Origin of the sequence: Actinomadura sp. KC216, assembly GCF_004348535.1 — a bacterium.
Classification (GTDB): domain Bacteria; phylum Actinomycetota; class Actinomycetes; order Streptosporangiales; family Streptosporangiaceae; genus Spirillospora.
In genome coordinates this window covers 1-10,055 of record NZ_SMJX01000300.1, presented here as the reverse complement: position 1 = coordinate 10,055, position 10,055 = coordinate 1, and the positions used below count along the sequence as shown (strand labels likewise).

The window sequence follows — 10,055 nt, the reverse complement described above, 5'->3', positions numbered from 1 at the left end:
CTACGCGGCCGAACGCCGATCCATCGAAGAAGCCCTCACCACGGCACAGAACGTCGGCGACACCGACCGAGTAAGGGCCCTCGGCGCGTTCCTCCGCCCGGGCCGCCGGTTCCTCTACTTCGACCCGCGCGGCAACGGACGCGCAGTCGAGGTCATCGGCGACCTGACCAGGGCGCGCCGGATCGCAGTCCTGGTCCCCGGCGCCGACACGACACTCACCACGTTCGACTCCCGCGGCAGCCAGCCCTGGTCCACCCCCGGCGGCGGCGCCCAAGCCCTCTACGCACAAGCGACCAGGTCACCGTCCCCACACCCAGACCTGGCCGTCGTCGCATGGCTCGGCTACGCGGCACCGGAAACGTTCAGCAACGACGTCCTCACCGACGAACGCGCCGGCGAAGGAGGGAAAGAGCTCCGTCGCTTCCTGAACGGCGTGCATACGGTCAACCCGTCCGCCCACGTCGGCCTGCTCTGCCACAGCTACGGCTCCGTTGTGTGCGGCCGGGCGGCACTGGACGGCCCCGACAACGCGGCCTGGAGACAGGTCACCGACATCGCCCTCTACGGCAGCCCCGGAACCACCGCACCAACGGCCGCGAAGCTGAGCAGCACCGCACGGATCTGGGCCGGACGCGGCACGACCGACTGGATGGAGGACGTCCCCCACGTCCGCATCTTCGGCCTCGGCCTTGGCCCCGACCCCGTCTCTCCAGCATTCGGCGCGCGAGTGTTCGACGCCGGAACCGGCGGCCACAGCGGCTACCTACGCCCCGGCTCCACCTCACTCCGCAACCTCACCACCATCGCCCTCGGCCACCCCACCGAAGTAACTCCACCCAGCCCGTAACCCAAAGTGGACCTCACCCAAACACGGCCAGTTCACCCACCCCGACCACACCAAAGCAAACGCGAACAGCAACGCCACACAGGCCAACAACCTGACCCATCGCACAAGCCACCAAGCGAGCGCCACAACCGAACGTCGAAACGCACCCCAAACCGTCACCCCGGAACACGGCCAGTTCACCCACCCCGACCACACCAAAGCGAACCCGAACAGCAACGCCACACAGGCCAACAACCTGACCCATCGCACAAGCCACCAAGCGAGCGCCACAACCGAACGTCGAAACGCACCCCAAACCGTCAACCCGGAACACCGCCCTGAGCCGCCGCGCTGAAGCAGCGAGTCGAACCGCCGCAACCAGCGAGGTTGATAGAGGCCGCCGCAGTGGGGTGGTTGAGGGCGGGAGATGGCACCCTGGGGTGGTGGACACCGCTAACGAGGCCGAGATGCGCGAGCAGACCACCCAACGGCTGGAGAAGGCCATGGGGACCTTCGGCACCGCGGCGTTGACCCGCATGGAGGAGCAGCTTCCCTGGTTCCGGCGAATGCCCGCCGACCAGCGCTCCTGGATCGGCCTCGTCGCGCAGGCGGGGATCGCCGCGTTCGTCGAGTGGTTCAAGAACGAGGAGAAGACCCGTCCGGCCATCGCGGGCGAGGTGTTCGGCACCGCGCCCCGCGAGCTGCTCCGCGCCATCAAGCTGCAGCACACCATCGACATGGTCCGCGTCATCATCGACGTCGTCGAGACCCGCCTGGACGAGCTGGCCGCGCCCGGCGGCGAGGCCCAGCTCCGCGAGGCGATCCTGCGCTACACGCGGGACGTGGCGTTCGGCGCCGCGCAGGTGTACGCGCGCGCCGCCGAGACGCGCGCCGCCTGGGACGCGCGGCTGGAGGCCCTCGTCGTCAACGCGGTGCTGCGCGGCGAGGTCGACGACGGCATGCACTCGTGGGCCGCCGCGCTCGGCTGGACGTCCAAGCCCGTCACCGTCATCGCCGGGCTCACGCCGGAGGACGAGGAGCCCGAGGTCACCATCGACCAGATGCAGCTCGCCGCCCGCCGCGCCCGCGCCGACGTGCTCGCGGGCGTGCAGGGGCACCGCGTCATCGTCATCGTCGGCGGCGACACCGACCCGATGGAGGCGGCCCGGCCGATCGCCGCCAAGTGCGGCCCCGGCCCCGTCGTCGTCGGCCCGCAGGTCCCTGACCTGTACGACTCGACCCGCTCCGCCCAGGCCGCCGTGGCCGGCCTGCGCGCCGCCGCCGGCTGGCCGGACGCGCCCCGTCCCGTCCCGGCCAACGAGCTGCTGCCCGAGCGCGCCCTGGACGGCGACGACGACGCCCGCCGCCACCTGGTGGAGAACGTCTACAACCCCATGCTCGCCGCGGGCGCCCCGCTCCTCGACACGCTCACCACCTACCTCGAACAGGGCTCGTCGCTGGAGGCGACCGCGCGGCTGCTGTTCGTCCACCCGAACACCGTCCGCTACCGGCTCCGCCGCGTCAGCGAACTCACCGGGCTGGCACCGACCGACGGCCGAAACGCGTTCACGCTACGCATCGCCCTCGTCCTCGGCCGCTTCCAAAAACGCTGGTGACCCAAGCCGCGCACAGGTCATCTGACGGCAAGCGCCCGGCGAGGAAGACCCCGCCCCCACTCGGCAGCGGGCTGGTCCACGGGACGCGCCAGGGAATCGGCGAACGGCCCCTCGTTGACGGAGGATTCAGTCGGCAGGCGCCCGGCGACGTAGACCCCCGCGCCCCCGCTCGGCAGCGGGCTGGTCCACGGGACGCGCTAGGGAATCGGCGAACGGCCTCCGCTGACGGAGGGGCTTCAGTGTCGGTTTCCGAAGTCACCTGCACGGGAGTATGGAGTCGCGTGCACAGTGCGCAGGTTCTCGTGGGGCGGTCCCGTGAGGGTCGGCGGCGCTGACGAGGGCATGCTGTGCCACGTCCTCCACCTGTGCGAGCAGACCTGAGCCCGCGCGACATCGTTGCCTGGCTCGTCACCGCTCCCCACGAGCAGGAGGGCCGGCACCCCTGGCCCGCTGCCGCTTGCGCATGTTCCGTGACCAGGACGTTCTCGTCGAACAGGGCCCGGTGTAAGACACCCGGAAACCTGACGCAGGGTGTCAGGTTTCGCGACGATCATGGTTTTGCCGGTCGGCGCCGCTGGCAACCGTCGGCCGGGCCCCTTTGGAACAGGCAAGGAACGCAATGCGTGAAACACCAGAAGAACTCAAGGACTTGCAGGCACTCCTGGACGCCTCCCTCAACGGCTCCACCCGCCACCTGCGCTCGATCATCAACGCGGGCAGCACGCTGACCGCAGAGCGGCTCACCGGGCTCCTCACCGGCATGTGCACGCTCGCCCTGTCCACCGTGACGGCGAAGGGCGAACCCCGGATCAGTGGCGTGGACGGGCACTTCCTGCACGGCAAGTGGCACTTCGGCACGGCGCGCAACGCCGCCAAGGCACGCCATCTGGCCGCCCGCCCCGCCGTCAGCGCCGCGCACCTGCGCGGTGAGGACCTGGGCGTGTTCACGCACGGCACGGCGGAGACCCTCAACCCGCCGGACAGCGACCCGGCGGCGGACTGGCCGGAAGTGCGCGCCTACCTCAAGGACTTCTACGGCGACGACTCCTTCGACTGGGACAACGAGGTGGTCTACTACCGGCTGCATCCGCACTGGATGACCGTCTTCGCCCCCGACACCACCAAGCTCACCACCCCACCCCGCAAGGAAGGGCACGCAGGTTGACGGCATTCGTACGGGATGTCCCGAGCATGGGGTTCGAGACCATCGACGTGGTGGGGGCTCGCACCAACAATCTGCGGGACGTGTCGGTGAGCATCCCCAAGGGACGGCTCGTGGCGTTCACGGGGGTGAGCGGCAGCGGTAAGACCTCGCTGGCCATCGACACCCTGCACAACGAGGCTCAACTGCGGTATCTGGAGGGGCTGTCGCCGTTCGTCCGGCAGTACATCACCCAGCGCAACCGGCCCAAGGTCGACCGCATCCTCGGGCTCGGCGCGACGCTGGCGGTCGACCAGCGCCGCCTGAATCGCAACCCCCGCTCCACGGTCGCGACGATCACCGGCATCGACGGGCACCTCGGACTGCTGTACTCGCGCCTTCCGACGATCGACGCCGATCCCGGCGCGGAAGGCGTGGAAGGCGTGGAAGGCGCGGACGGGCACCTGGCGACCACCCACTTCGACCGCGACACCCCCGAAGGGGGCTGCGCGGACTGCCACGGGGTCGGCGGCCGCTGGGAAGCGCAGGAAGATCTGATCATCCCCTATCCGGAATTGCCGCTGCTCGAAGGGGCCTCGCCCTGGTTCGCCAAGTGGCGGTCAGGCGAGCACGCGTTCGTCCCGGCGCTCGCCGAGAAGCGGGGCGTGGACCTGAGCCTGCCATGGCGGTCGCTGCCGGAAGAATTCCGGCACTGCGTGCTGTACGGCACGGGTGAGGAGACGATCGAGGCGACCGTCGAGATCCCGAACAGGAACGAGACGGCGCGGATGACCTACACCTCCAGCCAGCCGATGCGGGGCGCGCTCGCCGAGGTGGAGCGGGTGTTCGTCAACGCCCAGACGGCCGGTGCCAAGGAGCGCTATCTGGCCTACATGCGCAAACGCCCCTGCGGCACCTGCGGCGGAAGCGGGTACGGTCCGGCGGCCCGGTCCGTGCGGCTTGGCGGGCTGTCCTACCCCGACCTCCTGGAGGTGGACGTCCGGCAGGTGCGCGACTGGGCCGAGCGCGTGACGGACGGCCTGGACGTGCGGCACCGCGAGGTGGGCGGGCCGCTGCTGCAGGACCTGGGCCGCAGGCTCGGCGTTCTGGAGCGGCTCGGCCTGGCCCATCTCCAGCTGTCCCGGAGCGCGGCGACGCTGTCGGGCGGTGAGCTGCAGCGCACCCGGCTCGCCGCGCAGCTCAGCACCGAGCTGAGCGGCATCGTCTTCGTCCTGGACGAGCCCGGAACCGGGCTGCACCCGGCCGACAAGGCGCAGCTGCTCGACATCGCCCTGGAACTGCGCGCGGCCGGCAACACGGTGCTGCTCGTCGAGCACGACCCCGAGCTGATCGCCCGGGCCGACTGGGTGATCGACCTGGGTCCCGGCGCGGGCCGCCTCGGCGGTGAGGTCCTGGTGTCGGGCCCTCCCGCCGATGCGATCGCCCACCCCGGGTCGCTGACCGGGCGCTACCTGGCCGGCTCGGGGCCCCGCCTGCGCCGCGCCCGCCGCCGGATGGGCGACGCCGGCTGGGTGGAGCTGCACGGCCTCCGCGCGCACAACGTGACCGCGGACCTGGTGCGATTCCCGATCGGCGGGCTCACCTGCCTGACCGGGGTGAGCGGCAGCGGCAAGAGCAGCCTGCTCGGCGCGCTCGGAGCGGGCGCGCAGGCCGCCCTGTCCGGGACGGCGACCGACACGGTCAGCGAGGTGACCGGGCTCGCGACGTTCGGCTGGGTCGCCGTCGTCGACCAGGAGCCGCTCGGGCGGACCCCGCGGTCCAACCCTGCCACCTACAGCAAGGCGTTCGACATCGTCCGCAGGCTGTTCGCCGAGACCGGCGCGGCGCGCGAGCGCGGGCTGACCGCCTCCTGGTTCAGCTTCAACACCCCGAACGGCGGCCGCTGCGCGACCTGCACCGGCTACGGCCGCAAACTGGTCGACATGCACTTCCTGCCGGACGTGTGGGTGGTGTGCGACGCGTGCGAAGGCCGCCGCTACAAGCCCGAAGCCCTGGACATCACCTACCGGGGACTGACCATCGACCGCGTCTTGGAGTTGACCGTCGCGGACGCCGCGGAACGCTTCTCCGAACCCCCGCAGCTGGCGGAGACCCTGGAGGCCCTGAACCGGGTCGGGCTCGGCTACCTCCAGCTCGGCCAGAGCGCCACGGAACTGTCCGGCGGCGAGGCGCAGCGGCTGAAGCTCGCGGCCGCGATCCAGCGCGGCGCGACGAGCCGCAAGGCCGGCCTCGTCGTGCTGGACGAGCCCGTCTCGGGCCTGCACCCGTCCGACGTCCAGCGGATGGTGGACGCGCTCGACACGCTGCTCGACTCCGGCAACACCGTGGTCGTGGCCGAACACGACATCCCCGTCGCCGCGTCCGCCGACTGGGTGATCGACCTGGGACCGGGCGCCGGGCCGGACGGCGGCACGATCGTCGCGGAAGGCACCCCGGACACCGTCGCGACGACCGGCACCCCGACCGCCGGTTACCTCCGGAGGTATTCGGAGGGCCGTCCGCTCCTGGAGGTGCGGGAAGACGCACCCCGCTGAGCGCGGCGGCGTAGGCGGCCACCGCGGCGGCGCGCGGGCACGACGCGCGGGCACGACGCGCGGGCACGATGGGTCTAACGGCGGGGTGACGATCGCCTGAGCGTGACAGAATTCATGGGGTCGACCCATAGAAGACACAGCTTGTAGGGGTCGTACAAAGGGGTCCGACCAAAGTTCGTGCTGTTCCGCATCGTAGAGATAGGGGCGTTGGCGGCAGGCTGGTCGGGTGATTCTCCTCGCATCGCCCGGCCAGGGCGCCCAGACCCCCGGCTTCTTGCAGCCATGGCTAGAGATACCCGGAGTCGCCGACCGTCTGGCCTGGTGGTCGGCGGTCACCGGGCTCGACCTGGTCCGCTACGGGACGACCGCGGACGCCGAGGAGATCCGTGACACCGCGGTGGCGCAGCCGCTCCTGGTCGCCGCCGCGCTCGCCGCCTACGAGGTCCTCTACGGAGCCGAGGACGGCCTGCCCGGCGTGGTCGCCGGGCACAGTGTCGGGGAGCTGGCCGCGGGGGCGATCGCCGGGGTCCTGTCGCCCGAGACGGCGCTGGTCCTCGTCCGGGAGCGGGGGCGGGCGATGGCCGAGGCCGCCGCCGTCACCGAGACCGGAATGACCGCCGTGCTCGGCGGTGACCCCGACGAGGTCCTCGCCTCCATCGACAAGCACGGGCTGACCGTCGCGAACGTCAACGGCGCGGGTCAGGTCGTCGCCGCCGGGACGGTCCGAGCCCTTGCCGAGTTCGCCGACGATCCGCCCGCGAAGGCGCGGCTCCGTTCGCTGTCGGTGGCCGGAGCTTTCCACACCGAGCACATGGCGCCCGCCGTGGACGCGCTGCGACGCGTCGCGTCCGGTGCGCCCGTCGCCGACCCGCGGACGCGGCTGCTGCAGAACCGGGACGGCGCCGTCGTCGAGGACGGTCCCGGGTTCGTCGCGCGGCTGGTCGAGCAGGTCAGCGCGCCGGTCCGGTGGGACGCGTGCATGGCGACGACGCGCGATCTCGGCGTCACCGCGATCATCGAGCTGCCGCCCGCCGGGACGCTGACCGGGCTCGCCCGCCGCGAGCTGCCGGACGTCGAGCGGATCGCCCTCAAGACCCCCGCGGACCTCGACAAGGCCCGCGAGCTGATCAAGGCGGACGCGGCATGACCGGCCTGCGCATCCCCGACGCGGCGGCGGGCGCCCGCGTCCTGGCGTTCGGCGACTACCGGCCCGCCCGGATCGTCACCAACGACGAGCTCGCGGAGACCGTCGACACCAACGACGAGTGGATCCGCAGCCGCGTCGGCATCCGCGAGCGCCGCATCGCCGGCGACGACGAGGGCATCGTCGAGCTCGGCGCGCACGCGGGCGGGAAGGCGCTCGCGGGCAGCGGGCTCGCCCCGTCCGACATCGACCTGGTGATCCTCGCCACCTGCTCGGCGGAGTCGCCGATGCCGGGCTACGCCCCGCAGGTCGCGCACCGGCTCGGCATCGACGCGCCGGGCGCGTTCGACATCAACGCCGCCTGCGCCGGCTTCTGCTACGCGCTCGCGACGGCGAGCGCCGCCGTCCGGGCCGGGAACGCCCGCAACGTGCTGGTCGTAGGCTCGGAGAAGATGTCCCAGTGGCTCGACTGGACCGACCGCTCCACCTGCATCATCTTCGCTGACGGCGCCGGCGCCGCGGTCGTCGCGGCCAGCGACTCGCCCGGCATCGGCCCGGTCGTGTGGGGCAGCGCGGGCGACAAGTACGACAAGATCATCATCCCGTCCCGGCACTCGTTCATCCAGCAGGAGGGGCAGTCGGTGTTCCGGTGGGCGACCACCGCCATCGCGCCCGTCGCGGTCGAGGCGTGCGAGCGCGCCGGGGTCCGGCCGGAGGACCTCGCCGCCGTCGTCCCGCACCAGGCCAACCTGCGGATCATCGAGGCCATCGCCCGCAAGGTGAAGGCCAAGGACGCCGTCGTCGCCGACGACATCGTCCAGTCCGGCAACACCTCGGGGGCCTCGATCCCGCTGGCCCTCTCCCGCATGATCGAACGCGGCGACGTGCCGTCCGGTGCCCCGGCCCTGCTGGTCGGGTTCGGTGCCGGGCTGTCCTACGCTGCCCAAGTCATCCAGATCCCGTAGGCCGTCACGCCTCTCGCAGGCTCTGGACCAACCATCGAAGGAGAAACGCAGACCATGGCAGAAGTCGCCACCGAACAGCAGATCCTGGACGGCCTCGCGGAGATCATCGACGACATCGTCGGCATCGACAAGGCCGAGGTCACCCCGGAGAAGAACTTCATCGACGACCTCGACATCGACTCGCTGTCGATGGTGGAGATCGCCGTGGCCGCGCAGGACCAGTTCGGCGTCGAGATCCCCGACGACGAGCTGCGCAACCTCAAGACGGTGAAGGACGTCGTCAACTTCGTCCAGGGGCACGAGGCCCCGGCCAAGAGCTGAGACGCGGGCGGGCGTGCCGCCGTCCCGGACGACCGGGACGGCGGCGTGCCCGCACCCACCCCCTTTCCAGTCCGCAAGGAGCACCAGCCATGAGCAAGAGCCAGACCAGAGTCGTCGTGACGGGTCTCGGTGCAACGACCCCACTTGGCGGAGACCTGCCATCGACCTGGTCCGCCCTGCTCGCCGGAGAGTCCGGAGTCCGGCCCCTCGAGTTCGAGGGCGTCGAGGACCTGCCGGTCCGGTTCGCGGCGACGCTGAAGGCCGACCCGGCCGACACGCTGCCGCGGCAGTCGCTGCGCCGCCTCGACCGCAACCAGGCGATCGCGCTGATCGCGGCGCGGGAGGCGTGGACGGACGCCGGTTTCGCCCCGTCCCGCGGCGGCAAGCCGCAGAAGGGCATGGACAAGGCCGGCGTCGACGGCGGGTTCGACGTGGACCTCGACCGGCTCGGCGTCGTGGTGTCCAGCGGCATCGGCGGCCTGCACACCGCCCTCACCAGCTACGACGTGTACCGGGAGAAGGGCTGGGCGCGGGTCTCGCCGTTCACCGTCCCGATGCTGATGCCGAACGGCGCGTCCGGGCACGTCGGCATCGAGTTCGGCGCGACGGCCGGCTCGCACGCCCTGGTCAGCGCGTGCGCGTCCAGCGGCGAGGCCATCGGCTACGCCATCGACATGATCCGCGCGGGACGTGCCGACGTGATCATCTGCGGCGGCACGGAGGCGTGCGTCCACCCGCTGCAGATGGCGTCGTTCGGGTCCATGCGCGCCCTGTCGACGCGGAACGACGAGCCGGAGCGCGCGTCGCGTCCCTACGACAAGAACCGCGACGGGTTCGTCCTCGGCGAGGGCGCCGCGGTGATGATCCTGGAGACCGAGGAGCACGCCCGCGCCCGCGGCGCGCGGATCTACGGGATCGCGTCCGGCGCCGGCTACTCCAACGACGCGTACGACATCGTGCTGCCCGAGCCGACCGGCTCCGGGCAGGCCAAGGCGATGCAGCGGGCTCTCGTCGACGCCGGTCTCGAGGCCGCCGACATCGTCCACGTCAACGCGCACGCCACCTCGACGCCGGCCGGCGACATCGCCGAGCTCGCCTCGATCAAGGCGGGTCTCGGTGAGGAGGCCGCCTCCAAGGTGGTCGTGACCGCCACCAAGTCGATGACCGGGCACCTGCTCGGCGGCGCCGGGGCACTGGAGTCGATCTTCACGATCCTCGCGCTGAGGGAGGGCCTGGTCCCGTTCGTCGCGAACCTGGAGGACCTCGACGACGAGGCCGACCTGGACATCGCCCGCGACGAGCCCCGCAAGCTGCCGGACGGCCCCGCCGCGGCGCTCAGCAACTCGTTCGGCTTCGGCGGCCACAACGTGTCCGTCGCCTTCGAACGCGCCCTCTGACGGCTCTCGAAAGGCCCGGCGGGTTCCCCCCGCCGGGCCTTTCGCGTGTCTTCACATATATCCGTTCCGTGCGGCCGAGCTGGCTGCGGA

General features: G+C 71.5%; 8 protein-coding genes. All 8 read left to right on the top strand.

The features are described 5' to 3' along the window. A partial coding sequence (locus E1264_RS34250) for an alpha/beta hydrolase (protein ID WP_132180264.1) occupies window positions 1-847 on the top strand: 847 nt, incomplete at its 5' end. A 422-nt stretch (window positions 848-1,269) separates the two neighbouring features. Then, a complete protein-coding gene (locus tag E1264_RS34245) occupies window positions 1,270-2,442 on the top strand; it encodes a helix-turn-helix domain-containing protein (RefSeq protein WP_132180262.1) in 1,173 nt (390 codons plus the stop codon). Between the two features lie 619 nt (window positions 2,443-3,061). Beyond that, window positions 3,062-3,607, top strand: a complete 546-nt coding sequence (locus tag E1264_RS34240) for a pyridoxamine 5'-phosphate oxidase family protein (protein WP_132180260.1) — start codon at window positions 3,062-3,064, stop codon at window positions 3,605-3,607. A gap of 26 nt (window positions 3,608-3,633) precedes the next feature. Further along, a complete protein-coding gene (locus tag E1264_RS34235) occupies window positions 3,634-6,138 on the top strand; it encodes an excinuclease ABC subunit UvrA (RefSeq protein WP_132180258.1) in 2,505 nt (834 codons plus the stop codon). 226 nt (window positions 6,139-6,364) lie between these two features. Continuing rightward, entirely contained in the window at window positions 6,365-7,285 is a 921-nt protein-coding gene (locus E1264_RS34230; RefSeq protein ID WP_132180256.1) for an ACP S-malonyltransferase, read from the top strand. After that, window positions 7,282-8,247 (top strand): beta-ketoacyl-ACP synthase III, encoded by a 966-nt coding sequence (locus tag E1264_RS34225; protein WP_132180254.1) that lies wholly within the window; start codon window positions 7,282-7,284, stop codon window positions 8,245-8,247. The genes E1264_RS34230 and E1264_RS34225 overlap by 4 nt, the downstream gene beginning before the upstream one ends. A gap of 54 nt (window positions 8,248-8,301) precedes the next feature. Further along, window positions 8,302-8,568, top strand: a complete 267-nt coding sequence (locus E1264_RS34220; protein WP_132180252.1) for an acyl carrier protein — start codon at window positions 8,302-8,304, stop codon at window positions 8,566-8,568. 89 nt (window positions 8,569-8,657) lie between these two features. Next, window positions 8,658-9,965 carry a beta-ketoacyl-[acyl-carrier-protein] synthase family protein gene (locus tag E1264_RS34215; RefSeq protein WP_132180250.1) on the top strand — a complete coding sequence of 436 codons (1,308 nt, stop codon included), beginning with the start codon at window positions 8,658-8,660 and terminating at the stop codon, window positions 9,963-9,965. Window positions 9,966-10,055: the final 90 nt, after the last annotated feature.

What these genes read in the sequence shown, in the direction of transcription:
- E1264_RS34240 (WP_132180260.1), top strand. Translation starts at nt 3,062, where the DNA reads ATGCGTGAAACACCAGAAGAACTCAAGGACTTGCAGGCACTCCTGGAC.
- E1264_RS34235 (WP_132180258.1), top strand. Translation starts at nt 3,634, where the DNA reads ATGGGGTTCGAGACCATCGACGTGGTGGGGGCTCGCACCAACAATCTG.
- E1264_RS34225 (WP_132180254.1), top strand. Translation starts at nt 7,282, where the DNA reads ATGACCGGCCTGCGCATCCCCGACGCGGCGGCGGGCGCCCGCGTCCTG.
- E1264_RS34220 (WP_132180252.1), top strand. Translation starts at nt 8,302, where the DNA reads ATGGCAGAAGTCGCCACCGAACAGCAGATCCTGGACGGCCTCGCGGAG.
- E1264_RS34215 (WP_132180250.1), top strand. Translation starts at nt 8,658, where the DNA reads ATGAGCAAGAGCCAGACCAGAGTCGTCGTGACGGGTCTCGGTGCAACG.